Origin of the sequence: Streptomyces sp. NPDC051041, assembly GCF_044456065.1 — a bacterium.
Taxonomy (GTDB): Bacteria; Actinomycetota; Actinomycetes; order Streptomycetales; family Streptomycetaceae; genus Streptomyces; species Streptomyces glaucus.
The window spans coordinates 294,189-318,277 of sequence record NZ_JBITFM010000007.1 but is presented as its reverse complement, the minus strand read 5'-3'; the positions used below and the strand labels follow the sequence as shown (position 1 = coordinate 318,277).

General features: G+C 74.4%; 22 protein-coding genes and 2 pseudogenes. 10 read left to right on the top strand and 14 right to left on the bottom strand.

Features of this window, described 5'->3' with window-relative positions; translation table 11 throughout:
* Nucleotides 1-121 precede the first annotated feature (121 nt).
* The 5 genes and pseudogenes from ACIBAI_RS15505 to ACIBAI_RS15485 form a co-directional block, all read right to left on the bottom strand.
* A pseudogene (locus ACIBAI_RS15505) lies at nucleotides 122-617 on the bottom strand (phenoxazinone synthase); the annotation flags it as partial.
* Between the two features lie 110 nt (nucleotides 618-727).
* Nucleotides 728-2,914, bottom strand: coding sequence for a germacradienol/geosmin synthase Cyc2 (cyc2, locus tag ACIBAI_RS15500; RefSeq protein ID WP_399034407.1), 2,187 nt, complete (start codon nucleotides 2,912-2,914; stop codon nucleotides 728-730).
* Between the two features lie 137 nt (nucleotides 2,915-3,051).
* Nucleotides 3,052-4,230, bottom strand: a complete 1,179-nt coding sequence (locus tag ACIBAI_RS15495; RefSeq protein WP_399034405.1) for a damage-control phosphatase ARMT1 family protein — start codon at nucleotides 4,228-4,230, stop codon at nucleotides 3,052-3,054.
* 52 nt (nucleotides 4,231-4,282) lie between these two features.
* A complete protein-coding gene (locus ACIBAI_RS15490; RefSeq protein WP_399034404.1) occupies nucleotides 4,283-4,930 on the bottom strand; it encodes a ScbR family autoregulator-binding transcription factor in 648 nt (215 codons plus the stop codon).
* Nucleotides 4,931-5,172: 242 nt separating this feature from the next.
* Complete coding sequence (locus tag ACIBAI_RS15485; RefSeq protein WP_399034402.1) at nucleotides 5,173-6,375, bottom strand: erythromycin esterase family protein; 1,203 nt, start codon at nucleotides 6,373-6,375, stop codon at nucleotides 5,173-5,175.
* 58 nt (nucleotides 6,376-6,433) lie between these two features.
* Between ACIBAI_RS15485 and ACIBAI_RS15480 the strand changes: the two genes are divergently transcribed.
* Nucleotides 6,434-7,183: a TioE family transcriptional regulator gene (locus ACIBAI_RS15480; protein WP_399034400.1), complete on the top strand. Its 750-nt coding sequence runs from the start codon at nucleotides 6,434-6,436 to the stop codon at nucleotides 7,181-7,183.
* Nucleotides 7,184-7,405: 222 nt separating this feature from the next.
* On the opposite strand, the gene ACIBAI_RS15475 is transcribed toward ACIBAI_RS15480, so the two are convergent.
* Nucleotides 7,406-8,053 (bottom strand): Tat pathway signal sequence domain protein, encoded by a 648-nt coding sequence (locus ACIBAI_RS15475; protein WP_399034398.1) that lies wholly within the window; start codon nucleotides 8,051-8,053, stop codon nucleotides 7,406-7,408.
* 479 nt (nucleotides 8,054-8,532) lie between these two features.
* Between ACIBAI_RS15475 and ACIBAI_RS15470 the strand changes: the two genes are divergently transcribed.
* Complete coding sequence (locus ACIBAI_RS15470) at nucleotides 8,533-9,240, top strand: DUF6230 family protein (protein ID WP_399034396.1); 708 nt, start codon at nucleotides 8,533-8,535, stop codon at nucleotides 9,238-9,240.
* 4 nt (nucleotides 9,241-9,244) lie between these two features.
* Nucleotides 9,245-9,730, top strand: coding sequence for a DUF6114 domain-containing protein (locus tag ACIBAI_RS15465; RefSeq protein WP_399034394.1), 486 nt, complete (start codon nucleotides 9,245-9,247; stop codon nucleotides 9,728-9,730).
* Here the strand turns inward: ACIBAI_RS15465 and ACIBAI_RS15460 are convergent.
* Nucleotides 9,643-9,978: an ArsR/SmtB family transcription factor gene (locus tag ACIBAI_RS15460; RefSeq protein WP_399034393.1), complete on the bottom strand. Its 336-nt coding sequence runs from the start codon at nucleotides 9,976-9,978 to the stop codon at nucleotides 9,643-9,645. The genes ACIBAI_RS15465 and ACIBAI_RS15460 overlap by 88 nt on opposite strands.
* 321 nt (nucleotides 9,979-10,299) lie before the next feature.
* Between ACIBAI_RS15460 and ACIBAI_RS15455 the strand changes: the two genes are divergently transcribed.
* The 5 genes and pseudogenes from ACIBAI_RS15455 (at nucleotide 10,300) to ACIBAI_RS15435 (ending at nucleotide 15,288) form a co-directional block, all read left to right on the top strand.
* Complete coding sequence (locus ACIBAI_RS15455; RefSeq protein ID WP_399034392.1) at nucleotides 10,300-11,298, top strand: substrate-binding domain-containing protein; 999 nt, start codon at nucleotides 10,300-10,302, stop codon at nucleotides 11,296-11,298.
* A gap of 132 nt (nucleotides 11,299-11,430) precedes the next feature.
* Nucleotides 11,431-13,818, top strand: a pseudogene (locus tag ACIBAI_RS15450) (nitrate- and nitrite sensing domain-containing protein); the annotation flags it as partial.
* Between the two features lie 94 nt (nucleotides 13,819-13,912).
* Complete coding sequence (locus ACIBAI_RS15445; RefSeq protein ID WP_399034434.1) at nucleotides 13,913-14,332, top strand: roadblock/LC7 domain-containing protein; 420 nt, start codon at nucleotides 13,913-13,915, stop codon at nucleotides 14,330-14,332.
* A gap of 1 nt (nucleotide 14,333) precedes the next feature.
* Nucleotides 14,334-14,693: a DUF742 domain-containing protein gene (locus tag ACIBAI_RS15440; protein ID WP_399034391.1), complete on the top strand. Its 360-nt coding sequence runs from the start codon at nucleotides 14,334-14,336 to the stop codon at nucleotides 14,691-14,693.
* The gene (locus ACIBAI_RS15435) at nucleotides 14,680-15,288 is read left to right on the top strand and encodes a GTP-binding protein (protein WP_399034390.1); all 609 of its coding nucleotides are present in this window, start codon (nucleotides 14,680-14,682) and stop codon (nucleotides 15,286-15,288) included. The genes ACIBAI_RS15440 and ACIBAI_RS15435 overlap by 14 nt, the downstream gene beginning before the upstream one ends.
* 29 nt (nucleotides 15,289-15,317) lie before the next feature.
* Here ACIBAI_RS15435 and ACIBAI_RS15430 read toward each other — a convergent pair whose 3' ends face one another.
* The 7 genes from ACIBAI_RS15430 to ACIBAI_RS15400 form a co-directional block, all read right to left on the bottom strand.
* Entirely contained in the window at nucleotides 15,318-16,274 is a 957-nt protein-coding gene (locus ACIBAI_RS15430; protein WP_399034388.1) for an ABC transporter substrate-binding protein, read from the bottom strand.
* Nucleotides 16,275-16,357: 83 nt separating this feature from the next.
* Nucleotides 16,358-17,023, bottom strand: a complete 666-nt coding sequence (locus ACIBAI_RS15425; RefSeq protein ID WP_399034387.1) for an ABC transporter permease — start codon at nucleotides 17,021-17,023, stop codon at nucleotides 16,358-16,360.
* On the bottom strand, nucleotides 17,020-17,727 hold the full coding sequence (locus tag ACIBAI_RS15420) for an ABC transporter permease (protein WP_399034431.1): 708 nt from the start codon (nucleotides 17,725-17,727) through the stop codon (nucleotides 17,020-17,022). The genes ACIBAI_RS15425 and ACIBAI_RS15420 overlap by 4 nt, the downstream gene beginning before the upstream one ends.
* Before the next feature lie 8 nt (nucleotides 17,728-17,735).
* Nucleotides 17,736-18,857, bottom strand: coding sequence for an ABC transporter ATP-binding protein (locus ACIBAI_RS15415; protein ID WP_399034385.1), 1,122 nt, complete (start codon nucleotides 18,855-18,857; stop codon nucleotides 17,736-17,738).
* Nucleotides 18,858-19,290: 433 nt separating this feature from the next.
* Nucleotides 19,291-20,007, bottom strand: coding sequence for an FAD:protein FMN transferase (locus ACIBAI_RS15410; RefSeq protein WP_399034383.1), 717 nt, complete (start codon nucleotides 20,005-20,007; stop codon nucleotides 19,291-19,293).
* A 1-nt stretch (nucleotide 20,008) separates the two neighbouring features.
* Nucleotides 20,009-20,416 (bottom strand): FMN-binding protein, encoded by a 408-nt coding sequence (locus ACIBAI_RS15405; RefSeq protein WP_399034381.1) that lies wholly within the window; start codon nucleotides 20,414-20,416, stop codon nucleotides 20,009-20,011.
* Nucleotides 20,417-20,435: 19 nt separating this feature from the next.
* Entirely contained in the window at nucleotides 20,436-21,773 is a 1,338-nt protein-coding gene (locus ACIBAI_RS15400; protein ID WP_399034379.1) for a ferric reductase-like transmembrane domain-containing protein, read from the bottom strand.
* Nucleotides 21,774-21,864: 91 nt separating this feature from the next.
* Here ACIBAI_RS15400 and ACIBAI_RS15395 point away from each other — a divergent pair, with 91 nt between their 5' ends.
* Entirely contained in the window at nucleotides 21,865-22,614 is a 750-nt protein-coding gene (locus ACIBAI_RS15395) for a response regulator transcription factor (RefSeq protein ID WP_399034378.1), read from the top strand.
* Nucleotides 22,611-24,044: an ATP-binding protein gene (locus ACIBAI_RS15390; RefSeq protein ID WP_399034376.1), complete on the top strand. Its 1,434-nt coding sequence runs from the start codon at nucleotides 22,611-22,613 to the stop codon at nucleotides 24,042-24,044. Before ACIBAI_RS15395 ends, ACIBAI_RS15390 begins: the two co-directional genes overlap by 4 nt.
* The last annotated feature ends 45 nt before the right edge of the window (nucleotides 24,045-24,089 follow it).

The following is a 24,089-nucleotide window of genomic DNA, read 5'->3' as shown; positions in this document are numbered from 1 at the left end:
CGGCGGGCCGTGCGGCGCGCGGTCCGGGATCAGCCCGTGCGCCCCTCGCCGTGGCCGCCGTGCGCCCCGCCGTGGTCGAACCCCAGCGCCTTCGGGGGCAGGACGGCGAAGGGCCGCGTCATGCCCAGCCGTCGCTGCCGCCGCCCGTCCGGGCGGCGTGCAGGCGGGTGACCGACCGGGCGGGCAGGGCCGCGACGTCCTCGTCGGGTTCGGCGCCGCCGCGGCCGGGCCCGGCGGTGGCGGGCGGCGTGCCCCGGTCGCGCGAGGGCACCTCGACGGAGGTGACCGGGTACCCGCCGTCCCCGGGGATGCGGTCGGTCCAGGCGATGCGGACGCGCTGTCCGCGCCGCACCCCGATGGCCGGGCCGGGCACGTGCCCGTCGCGGCCCCGCGTCAGGGTCGGCGGGAGCTGCGGGTGCAGCCGCACCCAGGTCGGACGCGGGGCGGTCCCGGTCTCGCGCAGGACGTCGCCGGACGCAGGCCGCAGGACGGGCGGGATGGTCAACCGCGTACGGCGTCGGTTCGGTTCCCGCCGGTGCCTCCGCCCGCGTGGGCCGCTCCCCCGGGACGCCGTCGTGGTCCGCTCGATGACGCCGGTCGAGGTCGAGCACCCGCATGCGTTCCACTTGTTCGTTCCTTTCACTCGGAGGCCCCGGCACACCCCGCGAAGTTCCCTGAACACCGCATTCCGGACGAAAGGGTTCGGCGACGGGGTGACCGCGCGGGCTCATCCGTACGCGGGCGCGGCCGCGGGCGGCCGGGGCACGGGCAGGGCGGGCGGCCGGTCCGGGAGGAAGCCGTGGGCGCGACGCGCCAGGAAGTCCGCCTTGTAACGGTCCACGGTCAGGTGCCAGTGGAGGACGCCGGCGATCCAGTTCCGCAGCTCCTCCACGTACCGTTCCACCGCCGCGCGTTCCCGTTCCGACAGAGCCAGGTCCCGCTGGACGACGGGGAGTTCGTGCGCGTAGACGTGCTCGAACTGCCGCATGCGCTGGTTGGCCAGGTCGGCGACGATGCCGGCGGCCGTCGGGTAGTCGCACCGGAAGAAGTTCTGCACGACCAGGACGCCGTTGTGGAACTCCCCCTCGTACTCGATCTCCTTCTGGTACGACACGAGGTCGTTGGCGAGCATGAGGAAGTCCGTGGCGGAGTGTTCCAGCGACTGCACCGGGCCGCTGCGGTAGACCTGGTCCGGAATGGCCGGGCCGTGCCCCAGGCGGCTCAGGCTCCGGTGGAAGTCGCCCCCGAAGGTGGCTCTGCGCATCTCCAGGTAGTCGACGGGGTCGGGGACGCGGTTCTGCAGTTGGTTGGACAGCTCCCACAGCCAGCTGTGGGTCATGGCGTTCACCGAGTCGCGCACGCCGAGCCGCTGCCGCGGGGTCATGGCGGCGGTCGTCCGCGCCCAGAGGTCGGCCAGGGACCGCTCCAGCCCGTTCGCCGGCGGCGGGACCGGCTCGCCGGTCAGGGGCATGAACGCCGACAGGCGCTCGGTGCAGTGCCTGGCGCCGGCCAGGTCGCGGCGGTGCCCGAAGACGGCCGGGTAGTAGTCGTCGGCGTAGGTGCCCCACACCAGCCACCGGGTGATGAGGTCGATCTCCTCCGGGCCCGCCTCGGGGTGCATGCCGGCCGAGGCCAGGGGGAGGTCGTAGACCGTGAGCTTGTCCTCGTCCCACACGCCTTCGGAGAGCAGGCCCATACGGTGGCACCAGCCGGGGATGCGTTCGCGCGCCCCCTCCAGATGAGGGCTGAGCCTCACCTCGAACGGCATGTGGAGCTCGGGCAGGAGGGACGGGCCGACCCGCTGGAACGGCACGTGGGTGTAGGCGCGCAGCCGCTCGGCGCCGGCCGCGGCGAGGAGTGCCCCGACGTCGGCGGCCGAGGTGCCGGGCCCGGCGGGGAGCTGCCAGGGGGTGCGGGAGCGGGCACGCTCGTTCATGTAGCGGCTGGAGCGCGTGTGCCATTCGTGGCCGCCGGACTGCCAGTCCTGCAGGCCCTTCACGTAGGCCGCGACCGCCGCGGTCTCGGCGGGGGTGAGGCCCTTCTCCAGGGCCAGCGCGGGCACTTCGGTGAACGCGGTGTGCTCGAACTGCTGCAGCCGGGAGGTGAGGACGTCGTTGACGGTGTCGGCGGCCTCCTGCGTGGTGCAGCCGAAGAAGGTCTCCAGCACGAGCACGCCGTTGCTGAGCTCGCCCTCCTCCTGGACCTCCCGCTGGTAGGAGAACAGGTCGTTGCGCAGGTGCACCGCGTCGGAGAACGTCTCCGTCAGCACTCTCAGCGGCCTGGAGCCGGCGACGCGGGCGGGCACTTCGGCGGTCGCGTACTCCACGAGCCCGGCCGACCAGGGCGCGCCGCCCACCTTGCGGCGCATCTCGATGTACTCGACGGGGTTGGCGATCCGCCCCTCGTTGATGTTGGACAGCTCCCACAGGGACTCGTTGAGCAGGTGCTCGGTGGCGACGGAGAAGCGGCGGCGCCAGGCGGCCGACATCGACGGCACCGTGCGCGCCCACAGGTCGGCGAGACCGGCCTCGACCGGATTCTCCGGCTCCGGTACGGGCGTCGACGGGTCGAGCGGCATGAACAGCGGCAGCCGGTCCAGGTGGGCCTTGCCGGCGGCGCGGTCCTGGGTGCGCTTGTACCGCTCCAGGAAGTGGTCGTCGAAGAAGAAGACCCACACGTACCAGTCGGTGATGAGCGAGAGCGCGGGGCCGTCGCAGTCGGGGTGGGTGTAGGCGCAGAGCAGGCCGTAGTCGTGCGCGTCGAGGTCGGACCGCTCCCAGACACCGGAGCCCTCCAGCATGCCCATCTCGCGTGCCCACGCCGCCGAGTGCGCGCGGGCCTCGTCGACGTGCGGGTTCAGCCGCGCGGGATGCGGCAGGTAGAAGTGCGGGAGTTCGAAGGGCTGCTGCGTCATGGCCGGGGGCTACCCGTGGCCGTCCCGCGCCATCCGCGGGGCCGGACCCGATCACACCATCGCGTGAATCGAGGCGGGACCGGGAACGTCCGCCGACGTTCGCGCCGGCCGCCGGCGCGGCGGGGTGAGCCCGCCGGTCAGCCCCGCACCTGGATCAGCGCGTGTGTGCCGCTCGTCCGCCACCGCTGCCCCTCGGCGGCGGACAGCCGGGCTTCCGTACCGGCGTCGAGGCCGGTGATCACGTCGGACTTCAGGGTGCGCAGCGCGGCGACCGGGCCGGGGAAGTGGGCGGTGACGGCCGCGAAGGGGGTGGTGGGGGGCCAACGGCGGTCGCCGACCAGGCGGCGGTAGTTGAGGTCGCCCTTGACGACGGTGACCGTGGCCGCGGCGAACTCCTCGCGCAGGTCGCGCGGCATGGCCTGGTACGGCAGCGGCGCGCAGGAGAAGGGGTGGGCGCGGACGGCGAGGCGGCCGTCGGCCATGGCGGCCCACAGGCGGTGCCCGTACGCGGCGGCGGCTCCCCGTGCCCCGGTCAGCCGGCGCAGGGCGTCGACCACGTCGGCGGTGGTGGCGTCGGAGACGTAGTACGGGTGCGGTTTGACGTGCAGGACGGCCCGCGCGATGCGCCCCCGGGCGAGGAGGTGGGCGACGAGCAGCAGGTCGGGGACGAGTTCGCGGCCGGCGTTGTCCGCGACCAGGCACAGCGTGCCGGTGCCGGAGGCGCCGAGGAGCGACCGGAGGGCGTCGCTGTCGTCGGCGACCAGCCCGGGGGCGGCGGCCGCGGCCGTGGCGCCCTCGGCGGACAGGCGGAAGCCGAGGTCCGCGCGGTTGCCCCACAGGGAGCCGTGCAGCAGGGCCTCTTCCTGTTCGTCGGCGGGACGGCCGGCGAGGTCGTCGAGCGCGGCCAGTTCCTCGTCCGTCCCGGGGGCGTCCAGCTCGGCGCGCTTGAAGGGGCGGAAGGGGTCGATGCCCTGCCAGGGGCCGGGGGTGAAGTAGCCGACGGCCTGGAGCAGCCGGCGGTAGAAGTAGCTCTCGGACCACAGCCAGGGCACGTCGAACCAGGACCGGCCGGCGTGCTCGTCCATGCCCCAGGCCACCCAGCGGTCCCGGTCGTGCGCGTCGGCGGGCAGCGGTTCGATCTCGCCCTCGGTGCAGTTCGCCAGCAGCGCGTCGAGCGCACGGTGCTGGTCGGGGCCGTAGGGGAAGGCGTCCCGCACCTGACGGATGATCGCGGGGTGCCGCTCGGCCAGCACGCTGCGGGGGAACGACCCGGGCTCGTCGCCGAGGATCACGGGCGCGGACGGAATGTCGGGCATACGCCTCACCGTAGCGCGCGGGCCCGCCCGGCCCGCCGTTCCCGGACGCGGTTCAGGCGAGCCCGGCCTCCCGCTCCAGCCGCGCGGCGAGGCTCAGGTAGCGGGCGCGGCGGGTCACCGGCACCAGGCCCCGGATCACTATGTGCCACATCTCGGCCAGCCGGCGGGGCTGCCGGGCCACGGGTTCCTGGGTGCGGCCCACGACGCGGGTGCCGACGAAGGAGGAGACCAGGAAGTGGGCGACGGCGTCGACATCGATGTCCGGGTGGACGTCGGCCTCCTTGACCGCGCCGAGAAGCCTGCTGGTGACGATGTCCATCCACTCCTCGAAGGGGTGCCGGAGCGGTGGCTTCACCGGCACTCCCCCGGTGGCGAGCCGGAGGCCGGCCCGCAGGATCGGCCCCTCGACGGACAGCCGCGCGAGGCCGAAGGTGATGCGCATCAGTGCTTCCAGGGACGTGAGTCCCCGGCTGTCCATCTCCCTCGCCAGCTGGCGGGAGGCCCTGGACTGCAGCTCCATGATGGCGTGGGCCAGGTCTTCCTTGGCCGCGAAGTGGAAGTACAGCGCGCCCTTGGTGACGTGGGCGTGCTCCACGATGTCGCTGAGGCTGGTCGATTCGTAGCCGTGACGGTCGAACAGGTCAGCGGCGGCCGTGATGATCGTCGCGCGGGTCTGCTCGGCGCGTAACTGCCTCGCCATCGGCGGAACTCTCCTGGGAACGAGAAAGGAACGGGTCGTGCCGTTTGTTCGTAACCCGACGTACACAGTAACTCATCGCAGCGTAGCTGCGGTTGCGTTTTCGCAGGACGTGCCGGCCCTCCCCACGGAATGAAACGGGTTGTGCGGTATCTTACTCGCGCCGATGCCGTGCGGAAGGCGGGCCGGCCGGTGATCCGTTCCGCGCCGGGCCGGACCGCCGGGCCGGACCGCCGACGGTGGCGTCAGCCCTGCGGGACGTCCTTGACGAACACGAGGCCGTCGCTGTCCGCGAGGTGGGCCGGGTCCAGCGGGGAGTAGCCGAACCAGGGGGACACGCGGGGAGCGGGCCGGGTGTCCCCGAGGGCGGCGGCCAGCCGGGGGGCGTCGACGACGCAGCGGTCCTGCGGGAGCGCGTACAGGAGTCCCTCGACGGTGTCCGGGGGCGGGGCGTCCACTCCCCGGTGCCGGATGGTGCCGAGGGCCGTGGCCAGGAAGGCGTACCGCTCGCCCAGGTGGGCGCTCACGATCGCGCCGGCGCTCCACCACTCCAGCGGCGTCCCGCCCATCCGCGTCGCGCTCCTGTTCCGCTGGAGATGGCCGTTGTGGGCGTGGAGGAGTGCCGGGCCCCGTTCGGCGAGGGCGAGGAGGTTGCCGGCCATCATCTGGTCCCGCAGCCCCATCAGCCGCGCCATGCGGCTCGGTGCGGCGTCGGCCATCCGGAAGTGGTAGCGCAGCAGGCCGGTGGCGGTGCGTCCGTACAGGCGCGCCCGGTCCCAGTCGTCCCGCGAGGTCGCCTCGACGAGGTGCGGTGTCTGCGCGTCGAGCAGCGCCACCAGGTCGTCGGCGAGCAGCCGCAGCCGCCCGGCCTCGGGCGACCGGCCCACGGACCGGGCCGGATCCGTCATCGCGGCGGGATCGGTCCAGCGGTCGTCGTCGCCGAGCAGGCGGTCGAGCGTTTCCGCCGTGCAGGGGAGCAGGTCCGCTTCCACCCGGGCCGAGAGGTAGCCGTGGAGCGCGGTGAGGGCCTGCCGGGGGCTCGCGGCACCGGTGATCTCCAGCGGGCCGTCGAAACCGGCGAAGCGCACCTGCTCGGACGCGGGCCGGCCGTCGTTGTAGGCGCGCATCCAGCGCACGAGCTCGCGGTTGGCCGCGAAGGCGCCCCAGCCGTGGCTGAATCCGCGCTCCATGACCTCGTCGAGAGCGCCCGTGCCCGAGGTGACGTGGTCGTCCACGACCAGGCCCGCCAGGCAGTCGCTCTCGATCGCGATCGTCCGGTAGCCCTCCTGTTCGACGAGCTGCCGGAAGAGCTCGTTGCGCAGGCCGAGCAGAGCGTCCTCGCCATGGGTGGGCTCGCCCAGGGCGAGCAGCCGCGGCCGGGCCGGGAGCAGCCTCATCACGGCGGCGGCCTCGACGGCATGGACGGCGTTCTCGACGACAGTGGCCATGCCTTCAACGCTATCGTTGAACTCTCGGTTGAGACTTTTCCGCGATACCTTCGGCCGCATGGGGCGAAACCTTCAAAGGGGCGGACGGCTCCGGCCGGTTGATCTGGCCCGCGGGCACGGTCTGTCCACGCAGGCGATCAGGAACTACGAGGAGGCCGGCGTCCTTCCGGCCGCCGACCGCACCCCCCACGGCCACCGCGCCTACACCCCGCTGCACGCGCAGGCCCTGCGCGCGTTCCTCGCCCTGGTGCCCGGCCACGGCCACCGGACGGCGGCGTCGATCATGCGGGCCGTGAACCGGGGCGCGGTCGACGAGGCGTTCCACCTGATCGACGACAGCCACGCCCAGCTCCTCGACGACCGGCGGACCCTGCGGGCCGTGGAGCGCGCCCTCGGCGACCTGGAGTCCGGCACGGCGCCCGGGCCCGGTGCGGGGTCCGGGCCGGCCCCGGTGTCCGGGGCGGGCGGCACGTTCATCGGGCCGCTGGCCCACAAGCTCGGCATCCGGCCCGCGACGCTGCGCGCCTGGGAGCGGGCCGGGGTGGTGCGTCCGCGCCGCGATCCGCGGACCGGGTACCGCGTGTACGACGAGGCCGACGTGCGGGACGCCCGGCTGGCGCACCAGCTCAGGCGGGGCGGCTACCCGCTGGAGCAGATCGCCCCGCTGATCGCCCGGGTGCGGGAGGCGGGCGGGCCGGGGCCGCTCCGGGCCGCCCTGCGCGACTGGCAGGGCCGGCTGTCCGCCCGGGGGCGGGCGATGCTGGCCGGGGCCGCGGAGCTGGAGGCGTACCTGCGCGAGCGCGGATGAGGCTCCGGTCGCCGGCCGAGGAGAGCAGCCGAGGGGGCAGGGGCCGCCGACGGTTCCGTCCGCCGACGCCGCCCTGGTCCGGGCCGGCCCCGCTCCCCGCCGGCCGCGACCGGATCAGCCGCGGGCCGCGGGCCACCGGGCGGACCGGGGAGCCGCGCCGGCCTCCGCCTGCGCCCGCCCGGCCCTGGGCCCACGGCCGTACCGGCTCCTGCCGGGCAGCGGTCAGTTGACGAAGACCGCGGCTCCGCCGTCGGTCACCGGGGCGTACCTGGCGGTGAAGTAGCCGTTGCCGAAGCAGAGCGCCGAGCCGGAGACCTTCGTGAAGTGCTGGTCGGTGAAGGTGATGCTGTTGCCGGTGTTGCTCGCCGTTCCCGACAGGCCGGGCGCCTGGTAGACGCAGGTGACGGTGCCCAGCAGGGTGCGCAGCGCGACCGTGGCCCGGACGCTGGAGCCGCTCGGCGGGGTCACGGTGACCGTGCCGTCCGAGGAGACGGCGGTGGTGTACGGCAGTTGGTCGATCCGGATGCCGTTGACGCCGAGCACACCGGTGACGTTGCTGGTGCAGCTGCCGAAGGTGTGGGCGGTGAGCGACTCGGTGGCCGTGCCGGGGGCGGTCGGGTTGTCGGTGACGGTGACGGTGAACTGCGAGGACGCGCAGGACACTCCGCTGGTGCCGGTCGCGCTGGAGTAGAAGGTGGCGCTGGTGCCGCTCGCCAGCGACGCGGTGAGGGTGTCGCCGGCCGCGACCGGCGCGCCGTCGGCGGATCCGGTGGTCAGGACGGGGGTGTCGGCGGCGGAGGCGGGTACGGCCGCCGGGACCGACAGCGCGGCGACGGCGGCGGCGAGGGTGAGGAGGGTGCGCGTACGCATGCGGGTACCTCTTCTCGTACGTCGGAAGTGGGGGGAGGAGCTGCGAGAGCGACCGCGCCGAGGCCGGGCGGGCCGGGCTCGGGCGGTGACGTACGGCCGTACGGGGAAACGGGCCGGGAACGCGGGCTGCGCCGCGGGAACGGATCCGGCGCCACGGATCCGGGGAAACGAGAAGAGTTGTAGACCTGAAAGTCCGTCAGCGTCAATAACACGTACCGGAGTCGCCCGGCCGGGGCGAGTGCGGCGGACCCCTGGCCGACGCCGGGCGCACGACGGACGCATCATCCCCACCTTTTGCGCACAACTTGCTTGACCCTCCCGTGTAACCACCGGTAACTTCCTCGACGTGTACCGGGGCGTAACAAGGGCCCTCGCGACCGCCGGGAGTGGCGAGGGCGAGCGCGCCCCGGCCGCCGTCCGCGCCAGGACACCGTGCCACGGAAGCCGGACCCGCAGTGACCACGCCTCTGGGAGCAGACATGGCCTCGTCCTCGCACTCCACCCCACCCGCCGGCCCCGCCCCGGGCGGCCCCGGCGACCCCGGCGGCCCGGACAGCGCCTCCGGGCCCGACTCCTTCGACGGCCCCGCGAGAAGCGGACGGGTGCGGCTGCGCCGGGCCGCGGTGATGGCGGTGCCGGCCGTCGCGGCCACCGCGGGCCTCGCGATCCTCACCGCCCAGGGCGCGCTCGGCGTGCAGTTCGCGATCTCCGGCATGCCTTTCACGGTCACCGCGACGGAACTCGACGGCACCGGTTTCGCGCAGTTCGGCGGGCTCGACACCATGGCCGAGGGCAGTCCCAACGCGGGGGACACCGGCGGACAGGTGCTGGTGGTCACCTCCGTGATCAAGGAGGCGACGCTCACCAAGCTGTGCCAGAGCGTCGACCTGGGCGGCACCAACCTGGTCATCACGGCCGGCGGCGGCGCGCGCAAGGTCACCGCGAGCGACCTGACCACCGACTCCACGGAACTGTCGGGCGACGCCGCCTTCCGCGAGATGGAGATCGGCAACGACGCCGGCACGCTGGACAAGGCCGGACCCAAGGGCCGGGGGCCGATCGGCGTGTTCAGCCAGCAGTCCGACACCGTGCACATCGACGACCTGCGGCAGACCAACTACGCGACCACCGCCGGGGTGTTCCGGCTACCGGGGCTCAGACTCCGGTTCAGCGAGTCGGGGTGCTGACCCGATGCCGGGTACGCCGGGTGCCCCGCGCGACGGGTTCCGGGCCGCCTTCCGGCGCTGGCGGGGCCGCCGGCCCTTCTGGGGCGGGCTGCTGCTCGCCCTGGGCGGGGCGGAGATCCTGCTCACCCAGAAGGCGTCGCCGACGGTCGTCCTGCACGTCGGCATGCAGGGCCTGGCCGGCTATCTCCTCCCGGTCCTGATGCTGCTGTGCGGCCTGCTGACCCTCGTCAACCCCGCCCAGCGCCTCTTCTACTCGCTCACCGGCGTCCTGCTCTCCCTGGGCACGTGGCTCACCTCCAACCTGGGCGGTTTCTTCGTCGGTCTCCTGCTCGGCTGCGTCGGCAGCTGCCTGGTCTTCGGCTGGCTGCCGGACCAGGAGCCGCGCCGCAGCCGCCGGCGGTCTCAGCCGCGGCCGGCCGGCGGGGTGCGCCGGGCCAGGCGGCCCAGCAGCAGCCGTACGACGTCCACGACGTCCGGGTCGTCGACGTAGTACACCTGGCGGCGGCCCTCGCGGCGGGCCCGGACCAGGCCGGCGAGTTTCAGCTTGGTCAGGTGCTGGCTGATCGCCGGCAGCGCGCCGCCGACCCGCCGCGCGAGCCCGCTCACATCGCTCTCGCCCTGGGCCAGGGCCCACAGGATGCGCAGCCGGGCGGGCGTGCCCAGCAGCTGGAAGGTCGCGGCCGCCCGCTCGACCACGTCGGCGGACGGGTCGTCCGCGCCACTGCCGGCTGCCGCCACCTCGTCGCCCTCCCGTATCGGTCCGCAACCTCTTCCGCGGTGCCCGCCCGCGGGGACCGGCCGCAGCGGCGGCAGCGGCCCGCGGGCGGCCCCCTCCCCCGCGGGTTCCCTTGCGATTCCGTCGTGAACCGCTCGCCGCCCCGCGCACATCACGAAGCAGCGGCAACGACCCGCACCACGTGGTCGTTCACTTGACTACCACCGGTCACCCACGATGGGCTCCGGGCCAGCGAGAGTCACCCGGCCGACGCGCACGCCCCGCGGCCCGGCCCGCCTCGCCCCGTTCCGCCTGCTCGGCCGCACAGCGAGGTGCCGCACTCCATGAACACACCCCTGTCCTCCGCCTCCCCCCGGCCTGCCCGCGCGGCGGCCCTGACGGCCGCCGTCTGCCTGCTCCTCGCCGGCTGCTCCGGCTCCGGCGGGGACGGCGGGGACGCGGCGGGCCGGACCGGCACCGGCCGGACGAGGGTCGCCCTGGTCACCCACGGCGGGGCGGGCGACGCCTTCTGGGACCTGGTGAGGAAGGGCGCCGAAGCGGCCGCCGCCAAGGACGGCATCGACCTGGCCTACGCGAGCGACCCCGACACCGCGGGCCAGGCCGAACTGGTGCGGGACGCGGTCCGCGACAAGGTGGACGGCATCGCGGTGACCCTGGCCAAGCCGCAGGCGATGAAGGGTCCGGTCGCCGCGGCCGCGGCCGCGGGCATCCCCGTGGTCGGACTCAACTCCGGCATCGACGCCTGGCGGCCGGCGGGCCTGCTGGAGTACTTCGGGCAGGACGAGAGCGTCGCGGGCCGGGCCGTCGGCGACAAGCTCGACGGCCTCAAAGCCGAGCACGCCCTGTGCGTCGTCCACGAGCGGGGCAACATCGCCCTGGAGGCCCGCTGCGCCGGCGTGAGGAAGACGTTCGGGGGCCGCACCGACAACCTCTGCGTGGAGGGCACCGACACGGACGCGGCGAGCGCGGCGATCACGGCCCGGCTGCGTCAGGACCCGGGCATCGACGAGGTCGTCATGAACGGCGCGCAGTACGCGCTCGAGGCGGTCGAGGCGGTCGAGGAGGCGGGCAGCGGGGCCGAGGTCGCCACCTTCGACCTCAACGAGGACCTGGTGAAGGCCGTCCGGGCCGGGAACGTGCGGTTCGCGGTGGACCAGCAGCCGTATCTGCAGGGTTATCTCGCGGTGGACGCGCTCTGGCTGTACCGGACCAACGGCAACGTCAGCGGCGGCGGCGTGTCCCCCGTCCTCACCGGCCCCGCCTTCGTCACCGAGGCGAACGTCGACGCGGTCGCCCGTTTCGCCGCCGACGGCACGCGCTGACCGTTCGCTCCGCGCGGCGCCGAAGCCGAGGATTCGGCCAGACACGGCCCGTACGGTCACTTGTACGGATAGCATCCTGCGCACCCCGTTCCCCCGCCGTCCCCGCAGCCCCGCCGATCGTCTAGGACCACGATGTCTCCTCGGACAGGTGCCCGGCGCCGTCTCGGTTCCCTACGTCTTTCGCTGATCCTCCTGGCGCTGGTCCCCGGCGTCACGCTCACCGCCGTCCGGGGCGTGACGACGATCCGGATGTTCTCCGAAGGGCTGCGGCTGCGGACGCAGACGGAGCTGAGCCGGTCGACCGGGGCCATGGGCACCGAAGCGGCGCTCGCGCTGCAGTCGGAGCGCCGCCTGTCGGCCGCGTGGCTGGCCTCGCCGCACGGCTCCCGGGCCGACCTGGACGCGCAGCGGAAGAGGACGGACGCCGTGGTCGCCGAACTCGCCGGCCGGTCCGACGCCATCGCGCAGGCACCGTCACGCATCTCGGACCGGCTGTACTCGGTGCTCGGCGCGCTGGGCAGCCTGGAGTACTACCGGAACCAGGTCGACAACCCCACCGACATCACCGCCGAGCAGGCGCTCGACCAGTACAGCTCGATCATCGACGACCAGATCCACGCCTTCCAGGAGCTCTCCCAGGTCGACGACGGCGACCTCACCTCGCAGGCCGGTCCGCTGGTCGCGCTGGAGCACGCGGCGGAGCTGGTCTCGCAGGAGGACGCGGAACTCACCCTGGCCTGGCCGGCCGGCGAGCTGGACCAGGAGGCCTGGTCCCGGTTCACCGGGCTGGTCAACACGCGCCGGTGGCTGGTGGAGGACCAGATCATGCCGCAGCTGAGCGGCAGCGCGAAGACGCGGACCGAGCGGATCCTGCGCAGCCCGGAGTGGCGGACCCTGCAGGGCATCGAGGACCGGGTGCTGGCGGCCCGGCCCGCCGGCAGCGACGGCACCGTCGCCCTGCCCGACGCGCGGCGGCGGTGGAGCGAGGCGATGGACACGCTCACCGAGCGCTACAAGGCGCTGATCCGGCAGCAGACGGCGGACCTGCTCACCCGGAGCGCCGACGAGGCCCGCGGGCTGCTGCTGGTGGCCGCGTCGCTGAGCGCGGGCGGGCTGGCCGCCCTGCTGGTGTGCGTCGGCATGTCCTGGCGGATCACGCGGTCGCTCTCCCGGCGGCTGCGCGGCCTGCGGCTGGCCACCCTCGGCCTGGCGCAGGAGCGGCTGCCCGACGTGGTGGCCCGGCTGGAGCGGGGCGAGACGGTCGACGTGGAGTCGGCGACCCCGCCGCTGGACTACGGGCAGGACGAACTCGGCCAGGTGGCCCAGGCGTTCAACACCGCCCAGCGCACCGCCGTGCACACCGCGGTCGAACTCGCCGACATCCGGCGCGGCTTCCAGAAGGTGATCCTGGGCATCGCCCGGGAGAGCCAGAACCTGGTCAACATGCAGCTCACCAAGCTGGACGCGCTGGAACGCGAGCACACCGACCCGGACGTCCTCAAAGGACTGTACGAACTGGACTCCACCGCCAGCCAGTTGCGCCGGTACGAGGAGAACCTGGTCATCATCAGCGGTGAGCGGCCCCGGCGCAGCTGGCGGGAGCCGGTCGCGCTGATCGACATCCTGCGCGGCGCCGTCGGCGAGGTCGCCGAGTACCAGCGGGTGGAGGTGCACACCGACGAGGAGGTGCACCTCGCGCCGCCCGCGGTGGCGGACGTGATCCACCTGCTGGCCGAGCTGATCGACAACGCGACCGTGTACTCCCCCGCGCCCAGCCCGGTCGGGGTGCGCGCCGCGATGGTGGCCAGGGGACTGGCGATCGAGGTCGAGGACCGCGGCCTCGGCCTGTCGGAGGAGGACTACGCCGCGCTCAACGCCCAGCTGGCGGTGGCCCCGAAGTTCGACGTGGTGGCGCTCGCCGACGACCTGCGGCTCGGCATGTTCGTGGTCGCCCGGCTCGCCCGCCGGCACGGCATCACCGTCACCCTGCGCCCTTCGCCGTACGGCGGGACCACGGCGACCGTGCTGGTCCCGCACGACATCGTGGTCCGGGACGTGCCCGACGCCGGTGCCCCGGAGACGGTGGACGCCCGGGCCGCCGGGCGGGCCGCGCGGGCCGGAGCCGGCGAGGCCGCGCGGTCCGCCCGGCCGGCTCCGGCCCGGAGCGTCGCCGCCCCGCCGCTCGCCGCCCGCCGGGACGGCCTCGTCCCGCTGCCGCGCCGGGTGCCGCAGACCAGCCTGTCCGCCGAGCTGCGCGAGGAGGCGCCGCCCGCCGGTGACGACGGCTTCCCCGACGAGTTCACCGCGGAGCGTGCGGCCTCCTCGCTGGCCGGCTTCCAGCGCGGCACGCTCCGGGCGCGGGACACCGGCACCGACACCGACACCGACACCGACACCGACACCGACCGTACCGGCCCGGACCGCGCCGGCCCGGGTCCCCGCGACCCGCAGGGCCCCGCCGCACCGGGCGGCCCCGGTGCGCGGGTTCCCGGCCCCTCCCCGGCGCCGCCCGCCGACCGCGGTCCCCGGGCCGCGGTTCCCCGCCCCGGGGACCGCGGCTCTGCGACCACAGATCGCCGACTCCCGACTTCCGACCGCCGACGAAGGGCACCCCATGACACGCCCCGTTCCCGCCACGAACACCCAGCTGGACCAGCTGCTCACCGGCCTCGTGGAGAGGGTCGCCGACGTGAACCAGGCCGTCGTCCTCTCCGAGGACGGACTGGTTGTCAGCAAGTCCACGGGCTTCCTGCGCGACGACGCCGAGCGGCTGGCGGCGACCGCGTCCGGCCTGATGAGCCTCAGCAGGGGCGTCAGCAGGGACTTCCGCGGCGGTCCGGTGCGCCAGGCGCTGATCGAGATGGCCCACGGCTATCTGATCCTCACCTCCGCGGGCCCCGGCGCCCATCTCGTCGTGCTCACCGGTCCGAACGCGGACGTCGGTGTGGTGGCGTACCAGATGAACATGCTGGTGAAGAAGATCGGCGAGCATCTCAGCGCGGCACCGCGGGCCACCGCCGGCCCCGGCGAGTGAAGTGAGCGGAGGCGATGCGGGGGGCCGGCTCGTCAGGCCGTTCACCCTGACCGGCGGACGGACCCGGCCCAGCCGCGCCGACTTCACGCTCATCACGACGGTGACCGCGGTGGACCCGCAGCCCGAGCGGACCGCGCGGCCCCAGCCGGAGCACCTGCGGATCCTTCGGCTGTGCGCGGAGCCCGTCGCCGTGGCGGAGATCGCCGCCCGGCTCGACCTTCCGGTGAGCGTGGTGGTGGTCATGCTCAGCGATCTGCTGGACGCGGGGCGGATCACCGCCCGTGCGCCGCGCCCCGTCTCCCGCACCACCCCGGACCTGGACCTGCTGCAGAAAGTGAGGGACGGCCTTGACCGGCTCTGACGCCGCCTCCCCGGCGCCCACGGCACCCGACACGGTCAAGATCCTCGTCGCCGGGGGCTTCGGCGTCGGCAAGACGACCCTGGTCGGGTCGGTCAGCGAGATCGCCCCGCTGCGCACCGAGGAACCGCTGACCACCGCGGGCCTCGGCGTCGACGACCTCGCGGGCGTCGAGGAGAAGCGGGCCACCACCGTGGCCCTGGACTTCGGCCGCATCACCATGGGCCGGGACCTCGTGCTGTACCTCTTCGGCACGCCGGGACAGCAGCGGTTCTGGTTCATGTGGAACGACCTGGCGATCGGCGCGCTGGGGGCGGTGGTGCTGGTCGACGTCCGCCGGCCGCGGAGCAGCTTCGCCGCGATCGACTTCTTCGAGCGCCGGGGTATCCCCTTCGTCGTCGGCGTCAACGGCTTCTTCGGGGAGCACCCGTACCCGGCGGAGGACGTCCGGGAGGCGCTGGCGCTGCCCGAGGACGTCCGGGTGCTGCTGTGCGACGCGCGTGAGCGGGAGTCGTGCCGGGACGTGCTGATCGCGCTGGTCGACCAGCTGATCGCCTCGGCGGCCGGCGACAGCGCCGGCCGCCGCACCGCGCCCTGACCGGGGCGCCGCCGGGGCCCGGCGGTGTCCTAGCCGAGGCCGACGGACTTCAGCCAGGCCCTGGCCACGTCCAGGGGGTCCTTCTTCTCCAGCTGGACCTGGGCGTCCAGGTCCCGCAGCGTGGCCGTGTCGAGCTTGGCGGAGACGGCGTCGAGGACGTCGGCCCCCTTGTCGTCCAGGCCGTCCTCGTGGACGAGGGGCTGGACGTTCTGGAAGCCGAAGAGGTTCTTCGGGTCCTTCAGGACGACGAACTTCTCCCTGGCGATGGCGGGGTCGGTGGTGAAGACGTTCGCCGCCTGCACGGTGTTCTTCCGCAGCGCCGACTGGGTCAGCGGGCCGCCCGCGTCCAGCGCCTTGAAGGACTTGAACTCCACGCCGTACACGGACTTCAGTCCCGTCAGGCCCTGGTGCCGGGTCTGGAACTCCGGGGAGCCGCCGATCACCATCTCGTCGGCGACGTCCTTCAGGTCGGCGATGCCGGAGTCGGCGGTGAGGCCGTACTTCTTCGCCGTGGCCGCGTTGACGGTGACGGAGTCCTTGTTCTGCGCGGGCGCGGGACGGAGCAGCGTCAGTCCGTCGTCGAGCTTCGCCTCGATGGCGGCCGTGGTCTCCTCGACCGTCCTCGGGGTGGCCTCGGGGTCGAGGTAGGCCAGCAACGCGCCGTTGTACTCGGGCAGGACGGTGACGGAGCCGTTCTTCAGCAGGCCGTACGTCGTCTCGCGGCTGCCGATGTTGGGCTGGTAGGTGACCTTGACGCCCTTGGCCTTGAGGGCCTCGCCGTAGATGTCGGCGAGCAGGATGCTCTCGGCGAAGTTGTTCGAGCCGACGACGACCGTGTCGCCGCCGGCCCGGTCGTCCTTCAACGGGTCGTCGGAGGTGCCGGAGGAGGAGCAGCCCGCGAGGAGCGCCGCCGTGGCGGCGAGCGCGACGGCGGCCGCGCCCGGGTGCCTCGTTCTGGACCAGCTGCTCTTCGCGATGAAAGTCATCCACTGATCCAATCCAGCCGATCACGGCCCGTCAAGACCGGACCGGTCGTCGATCCGCGCCGGCGGGCGGGCCGGTCGCGACGTCACCTCCCGCGCACGCCGGGCGACACCGCGAGCCGCGCCACCGCCCAGAACACCGCCAGGGTCAGCAGGGCCAGCACGGCCACCAGCGTGGCGCCGCCGACCACTTTCTCGTAGTCGCGCTGGTAGAGCCCGTCCACGATGTACCGGCCGAGGCCGCCGAGGCTGACGTAGGCGGCGATGGTGGCCGTGGACACGATCTGGATGGCGGCCGAGCGCAGGCCGCCGAGGATCAGCGGCAGGGCGACCGGCAGTTCGACCCGGAGGAGGACGCGCGTCTCGCCCATGCCCATGCCGCGGGCGGCGTCCACCGGCGCGGGGTCGACGGCGCGGACCGCCTCGTACGTCGTGACGAGGATCGGCGGGACGGCGAGCACGACCAGCGGGATCATCACCGGCAGCAGGCCCAGCCCGAGCAGCACGAACATCAGCACCAGCAGGCCGAAGCTGGGCAGCGCCCGGGCGGCGGTGGCGATGAGGGCGAGCACGTTGCCGCCGCGCCCGGTGTGTCCGGTCAGCAGCCCGGCCGGCAGCCCGATCGCGGCGGCGAGGGCGAGGGCCAGCAGCGAGTACAGCACGTGCTGTCCCAGGCGGTGCGGGATGCCGTCGTAGCCGTGCCAGTGGGCGCTGTCGCCGAAGAAGGCGTGGACGAAGTTCAGTACGTTCACCGGGCCGCGTCCTCGAGGGCGGGGGCCGCCGCGTCGGGCCGGCCGGTCCGCGGGGCGCCGCGGGTCCCGCGCGGCATCCACGGCGTCAGCAGGGTCCGGAGCAGGACCAGCAGGACGTCGCACGAAAGGGCCAGCGCGGCCGTGGTGACCACGGAGTTCACCGCGAGCACCGGCCGGTCGTAGATCAGCGCGTCCGTGAGCAGGTTGCCCAGGGCGCCCTGATTGCCGATCAGGGCGCCGACGCTGACCAGCGAGATGCTGGACACGGTGGCGACCCGGAGCCCGGCGATGATGGCGGGCGCGGCGATCGGCAACTGCACCTGGAGGTAGCGGCGTACGGGTCCGAAGCCCATGGCGGTGGCCGCGGCGAGGGTCTCCCGCGGCACCGACCGGACGCCGTCGACGATGGCCGGGACCAGCACGACCAGGCTGTAGACGGCGAGCGGGATCATCACGGTGAGCTCGGTCTGGCCGGTGTAGTCGATCAGGACGACGAAGAACGCCAGCGACGGGACGGCGTAGAGCACGGTCGTCACGGCGAGCACGGGCGGGTACAGCCAGCGCAGCCGCACGCACAGCTGGGCGAGCGGCAGCGCGGTCAGCAGCCCGGCCAGCACCGGCAGCAGGGCTTCGCGCAGGTGCAGCCCGATCAGGCCCGGCCAGCTGTGCTGGAGGTCGCTGGGGATGTCGAAGAAGTCGTTCAGGAAGCCGCTCATCCGGCGACCCTGGCGTCGTCGCGGGCGCCGGCGTGGGCGCTGCGGATCGCCTCGCCGATGGACTGCTGCGACACCACCCCGGTCACCCGGCCGTCGGCGTCCACGGCGACGGCCCAGCCGGTGGGCGACAGCACGGCGCAGTCCAGGGCGGCGCGCAGCGAGTCGGCGCCGGGCGTGAACGGCCGTCCGTACGGCAGCAGCCGCTCCGGCCGGATGTCCCCGGCGATCAGCTCCCGCGGCTCGGCCCAGCCCAGGGGCCTGCGGTCCGCGTCGATGACCAGGAGGTAGGGGGCGTCCGGGGCGGCGAGCTGTTCGGCGGTGGCGTCCACGGGCACGACCGGGCCGGTGGTCAGCTCCAGGCCCGCGGCGGGGAAGAAGGACAGCCGGCGGATGCCGCGGTCGGCGCCGAGGAAGTCCTCGACGAAGGCGTCCGCCGGGTCGGACAGCAGTTCGGCGGGCGGCGCGAACTGGGCGAGCCGGCCGCCGGTGCGCAGCACGGCGACCATCGTGCCCAGCTTGACCGCCTCGTCGATGTCGTGGGTGACGAACACGATCGTCTTGCCCAGCTCGTCCTGGATGCGCAGCAGTTCGTCCTGCAGTCCCTTGCGCACCACGGGGTCGACCGCGGAGAACGGCTCGTCCATCAGCAGCACCGGCGGGTCGGCGGCGAGCGCCCGCGCCACGCCGACGCGCTGCTGCTGCCCGCCGGACAGCTGGTAGGGGTACCGCCGGGCGAGGGAGGCGTCGAGTCCGACCCGCTCCATCAGCTCCGCCGCCCGCGCGCGGGCCCGCCGCCTGCCCCAGCCGAGGAGGCGCGGCACGGTGGCGATGTTGTCGAGGACGGTGCGGTGCGGGAAGAGCCCGGCGTTCTGGATGACGTACCCCATGGAGCGGCGCAGGGCGGTGACCGGCTGCCGCTGGACGTCCTCGCCGTCGAGGAGGACGGTGCCCTCGCTGGGCTCGACCATTCTGTTGATCATGCGGAGGGTGGTCGTCTTGCCGCAGCCCGACGGGCCGACGAGGACGGTGATCGCCCGGTCGGGGATCTCCAGGGAGAGCCGGTCGACCGCCACCGTGCCGTCCGGGTAGCGCTTGCTGACTGAGTCCATCCGTATCACAACGCCGAACACCCTTCGGTTGGCGGCAGTTTCCGGCCGGGGGGCGCGCGGCCCGTCGCCGGGAGAGTCTAGACGCTCCGGTGCGCACGGTTCCGGTGGGCGAGGGGTGCCCGCTGCGCCATCTCCCCCAGTCCGGCCGGGATTTCGTGGGCCGCTCCCCTTCTCCCGGCGCTCCGGAGCCGCTGTGCGGCCGCGGCGGGACCGGCCTCCCCGCGTCCCGCGGCGTGCGTCCGGCGCCCCGTCGCGGTCCCGGCCCTCGGGGCCGCCGGCCCGCGCACGGCGGGAAGGCCGCGCGCGGCGGCGTCGGTCTCCGCGGGGCTCGCCCCCCACGCCGTCGGCCCGGACGGCGCAGGCCGGACCACCGCCGTCCGGTTCCTGTCCGCTCCGGTCCGCGCCGGCGGCGGCCGGGGCCGTGCCCGCCCGGTCCGGTCCCCTAGGCGGCCACCGGCAGTCCCGCCGTGCGGAACACCCGCCGGTCCGCGTCCACGGCGAACACCTCGCAGCCCTCCCGGGAGGCGGCCCACTCGACGCCCTCGGCGCCCAGGGCGAACGCCGCCGTGGCCACCGTGTCCGCCTCCGTCAGCGTGGGCGCCACCACCGTCATGCTGAGCAGACCGGTCGCCGGCCGGCCCGTGCGGCCGTCGACGATGTGGTCCCCGCGTTCGTAGCGGGCGGAGGTGGCGACCGCGGCGTCGGCGACCTCCAGCACCGTGCACAGCCGGCCGGCGTGGTCGGGGTGCCGTACGCCGACGCGCCAGGGCCCGCCGGCGGCGACCACGTCGCCGCCGGCGTTCAGGCAGAACCGGCGCGCCCCGGCCGCCGTCAGCAGCCCGGCCGCCTTCTGCACCGACCAGCCCTTCACCACCGCGCAGGGGTCCAGTCCCCGGCCCGGCAGCCGTACGTCGAAGGCGCCGCCGGTGGCGGCCCGGTACTCCTCGCACAGGGCGAGGACGTCCCGCAGCCCGGCGCTGGGACCGGTCACCTCGCCCCGGTCCAGCCGGGACACCTCGCTGTCCGGCCTGAACGGGCTGAACCGGGCGTCGGCCTCGCGCAGCCAGGCGAACACCGCGTCCGCCGCCCGCTCGGGCACGTCCGCGTCGTCCACCCGCAGCGAGACCGGGAACCCCATCACGTGTTCGACGCGCCGCACCTCAGGCGCCCCTCGCGTCGATGGCGGCCTGGAGGGACTCCCGGTAGCCGTCGCTGGTGACCGTCGCCCCGGACACCGTGTCGATGTCCGCGCTCTGCGCCCGCAGCGTCTCCTCGATCAGCTTCGGCACCGCCGCCGCGGTCTGCGGATGGTCCGGCTGCCGCAGCATCCGCACCGACGTGATCTCCTCCCCCTCGAAGACCACCTCCACCTGCACCGGGCCCTTGTCCGTGGTCACCGTGGGCCCCGCGACGACCCGGGTGGCGGAGCCGGTGGCAGCCGGGGCGTCCGGGGAGCCGGGGGTGGCGGCCGGGGCGGTGGCGGAGGGGGCGCCGGTCGGCGGTTCGTAGCGCCAGACCGGGATCAGGCCCGCGACGCTCAGGACCAGGACGGGTATCGCTCGTTTCACCGTGCTCGCCTCGTCTTCCTCATCCGGCCAGGCTGAAGCGCTCGAAGTGGATCTGCGGCCCCGGCACGCCCAGCTCGCGCAGGCCGGCCAGCACCGCCCGCATCATCGGGGGCGGCCCGCACGGGAAGACGTCCCGGTCGGCGACGTCCGGCACCAGCCGGGCCAGCTCGGCGGGGGCCAGCTTGTCGGGGACGGGCGGCCCGGTCACCAGGTGCAGCTCGGCGCCCTTGGCGCGGGCGAGGTCGCGCAGTTCGTCGTGGAGGACCGCGTCCCGCTCGGCGGTCACCCGGTAGACGACCACCGCGTGCCCCTGGAGTTCCTCCAGCAGCGCCCGGATGGGCGTGACGCCCACGCCGCCGGCGATCAGCAGGGAGTGCGGGCGGGTGCGGTGCAGCGCGGTGAAGGCGCCGTAGGGGCCCTCGGCGAAGACCCGCGTGCCCGCCTTCAGGTGCCGCAGGCCCGCGGTGCCGTCGCCGGCCGCCTTGACGGTCAGCCGGAGGGTGCGGCCGTCGGGCGCGGCGGACAGGGAGAACGGGTGGGCCTGCCACCAGCGGTCCCTCGTCAGGAACCGCCACAGGAAGAACTGGCCGGCCCGCGCGGGCAACCGGTCCAGGTCGCGGCCGGTGACGTAGACCGAGACGACCTGGTCGTTCTCGGGGACGACGGCGGCGACCCGCAGCCGGTGGCGCCGGTTCCGCCACAGCGGCAGCAGCACGCGGCCCGTCAGCACCGAGCCGAGCGCGACGCCCCACAGCCCGTACCAGTACGCCGTCGCGGCGGGCGAGGCGGTGAAGGTGGTCCCGGCCGCGACCTGGTGGGTGAAGGCCAGCACCACGGCGACGTAGGTGTACAGGTGGACGAAGTGCCACGTCTCGTAGGCGAGCCGGCGCCGGGCGGAGCGGGCGGAGACGGCGCCCACGACGAGGAGGAGGCCGAGCGCGACGACCGCGCGCAGCACGCCCTCGACGGTCCCGGCGAGGTCCACGAGCTGGTCCACCGGGTCCAGCGAGGACGCCCGGGCGTAGCCGAGGGCGAGGAACACGGCGTGCGCGAGCAGCGTCCACAGCAGGCCGAAGCCGGTCCAGCGGTGCCAGGAGGTCAGCCGGTCCATGCCGATGCGGCGGTCGAGCCACGGCAGGCGGGCCACCAGCAGCAGCTGGAAGGCCATCAGCAGCGCGCCGTACAGGCCGGTCAGCCGGCCCAGCACGATCAGGGCGTTCGACGCGAAGCCCGCCTGGGCGAAGAAGTACGCCACCACGGCCGCGTTGGCGGCCAGCACGGCGTACAGGGCCGTGCGGGCCGCCACCCCGGGACGGATCGCCCGGGGAGGCGCGGGGGGTGCTTGGAGGGTCGTCACGGGCGGCAGCTCCTCGGTCGGGTGCGGGGACACCGAGCTTGACCGGCCGGAGCTGTCGATCACCTGTCGTAGGGCTTTCAAGCGGTTATCGATGTGGCCGCGGCGCCGCACCGGCGTCGGCTTCCGCGGCCGGGTGCCGCACCATGAGCGGGTGGAGAAAGTACGACTTCTCGTCGTGGACGACGACCCGCCCATCGCGGACCTGGTCGCGACGGTCGCCCGATACGAGGGCTGGGACGCGGTCACCGCGAACTCCGGTGCGGAGGCGCTGCGGCTGGCCGGCGAGTTCCGGCCGGACATCGTGGTGCTGGACCTGATGCTGCCCGACGTGGACGGCTTCGGGGTGCTGGACCGGCTGCGCCGCTCGGGGACGATGGTGCCGGTGGTGTTCCTCACCGCGCGGGACGGGGTCGCCGACCGGGTGGCGGGGCTGACGCGGGGCGGCGACGACTACCTGGTCAAGCCGTTCGCGGTGGAGGAGCTGATGGCCCGGCTGCGGACCGTGCTGCGGCGCAGCGCCGGGCCCCGCTTCCAGCGGTCGGTGCTGCGGGTGGCGGACCTGACGATGGACGAGGACACCCGGGAGGTGCGGCGCGGGGAACGGCTGCTGAACCTGACCCCGACCGAGTACGAGGTGCTGCGCTACCTGATGCGCAAGTCGCCGACGGTGCTGACCAAGGCGCAGATCCTCGACCACGTGTGGGAGTACGGCTTCGGCGGCCGGTCCAACGTCGTGGAGCTGGTCGTCAGCCGGCTGCGCCGCAAGCTGGACGAGCCCGGCGACGGCCGGGCCCCGCTGATCCGGACCGTGCGCGGCTTCGGGTACGTGATCCGGCAGTGATCCGGCGGCTGCGGTCGGCGTACCGGCGGCTGCGGCTCGGCACCCGGCTGGCGCTGGGTCTCGGGGCGCTGTCGCTGGTGGTGTTCGCGGTCGTCGGCACCGCGCTGACCACGTACATGGGCGACTATCTGGAGCGGCAGCTGGGCGAGCAGATGAAGCTGGTCCAGGTCGTGCAGTCCAAGGACGCGGCGGTGCACGGCACGGTGCGGCGGCAGCCGTACTACGGCTGGTACACGGCCGTGTACGACGTGTCGGGCGGCTCGGCCAGGCTGCGCAAGCCGGCCGACGTGCCGGCCGACGTCCGCCCGCTCACCGCCCTCGCCGAGCAGCGGGCGCACTCCCGCGACGAGCTGGTGCGCACCGCGCGGATCGGGGGCCAGGGCCGCTACCGGCTGCGGGCCTGCGCGGTCGAGCCCGGGGTGGTGCTGGTCAGCGCCGCGCCCATGGACGGCATCGAGGACACCGTGGACCAGCTGATCACGGTGCAGGTCGTCGCGTTCGGGCTGGCGCTGCTGGCGCTGGTGCCGGCCGGGCGGCGGCTGCTGCGGCGCGGGCTGAAACCGCTGAGCGACATGGCGCACACCGCGCACGGCATCGCCTCCCACGACCTGACCGAGTCGGCGGCGCGGCTGCCGCTGCGCGACGACGGCCGGGACGGCGGGCCGGAGGTGGAGGAGCTGCGCACCGCGTTCAACACGATGCTGGAGCACATCGACGACTCCCTCGCGGTGCGCGCGGAGGCGGAGCGGCGGCTGCGGCGGTTCGTCGCGGACGCCTCGCACGAGCTGCGCACGCCGCTGATGTCGGTGCGGGGCTACGCCGACCTGTTCCAGTACGCGGCGGCCAACGCGCCCGGGGAGCGGGACCGGCACCTGGCGCGGCTGCGCGCCGAGGCGGCCCGGATGGGGGTGCTGCTGGACGATCTGCTGCTGCTCGCCCGGCTGGACGCGGCGGAGGCGGAGACGCCGCTGCGGCCGGCGGAGACGGACCTGGCGGAGCTGGTGCGGCAGGCCGCGGACGCGTTCCGCGCGAGCCACCCGGACCATCCGCTGACGGTGACGGCCGGCCCGCGGGCGGTGAGGCTGCGGCTGGACCCGCAGCGCGTCCGGCAGGTGCTGGACAACCTGCTCACCAACGCGGCCGTGCACACCCCGGCCGGCACGGACGTCTCGGTGGCGGTCCGCGTCGCCCCCGGCACGGCGCGTGTGACGGTCGCCGACGCCGGTCCCGGCATCCCGCCCGCGGACCGGGAGCGGGTCTTCGACCGCTTCTACCGCGTCGACAAGGCCCGCAGCCGCGACCGCGGCGGCAGCGGCCTCGGCCTCGCGGTCGCCCGGTCCCTGGTGCGGGCCCACGGCGGCGCGATCGACCTGACCAGCCGGCCGGGGGAGACGGTGTTCACGGTGTCGCTGCCGCTCGGGGAACGGTGAACGAGGACTCGCCGGGGGCCCCCGCCCGCCCGGCCCGCACCCGCC

What these genes read in the sequence shown, in the direction of transcription:
- cyc2 (WP_399034407.1), bottom strand. Translation starts at nt 2,914, where the DNA reads ATGACGCAGCAGCCCTTCGAACTCCCGCACTTCTACCTGCCGCATCCC.
- ACIBAI_RS15495 (WP_399034405.1), bottom strand. Translation starts at nt 4,230, where the DNA reads ATGCCCGACATTCCGTCCGCGCCCGTGATCCTCGGCGACGAGCCCGGG.
- ACIBAI_RS15490 (WP_399034404.1), bottom strand. Translation starts at nt 4,930, where the DNA reads ATGGCGAGGCAGTTACGCGCCGAGCAGACCCGCGCGACGATCATCACG.
- ACIBAI_RS15485 (WP_399034402.1), bottom strand. Translation starts at nt 6,375, where the DNA reads ATGGCCACTGTCGTCGAGAACGCCGTCCATGCCGTCGAGGCCGCCGCC.
- ACIBAI_RS15480 (WP_399034400.1), top strand. Translation starts at nt 6,434, where the DNA reads ATGGGGCGAAACCTTCAAAGGGGCGGACGGCTCCGGCCGGTTGATCTG.
- ACIBAI_RS15475 (WP_399034398.1), bottom strand. Translation starts at nt 8,053, where the DNA reads ATGCGTACGCGCACCCTCCTCACCCTCGCCGCCGCCGTCGCCGCGCTG.
- ACIBAI_RS15470 (WP_399034396.1), top strand. Translation starts at nt 8,533, where the DNA reads ATGGCCTCGTCCTCGCACTCCACCCCACCCGCCGGCCCCGCCCCGGGC.
- ACIBAI_RS15465 (WP_399034394.1), top strand. Translation starts at nt 9,245, where the DNA reads ATGCCGGGTACGCCGGGTGCCCCGCGCGACGGGTTCCGGGCCGCCTTC.
- ACIBAI_RS15455 (WP_399034392.1), top strand. Translation starts at nt 10,300, where the DNA reads ATGAACACACCCCTGTCCTCCGCCTCCCCCCGGCCTGCCCGCGCGGCG.
- ACIBAI_RS15445 (WP_399034434.1), top strand. Translation starts at nt 13,913, where the DNA reads ATGACACGCCCCGTTCCCGCCACGAACACCCAGCTGGACCAGCTGCTC.
- ACIBAI_RS15430 (WP_399034388.1), bottom strand. Translation starts at nt 16,274, where the DNA reads ATGACTTTCATCGCGAAGAGCAGCTGGTCCAGAACGAGGCACCCGGGC.
- ACIBAI_RS15395 (WP_399034378.1), top strand. Translation starts at nt 21,865, where the DNA reads ATGTGGCCGCGGCGCCGCACCGGCGTCGGCTTCCGCGGCCGGGTGCCG.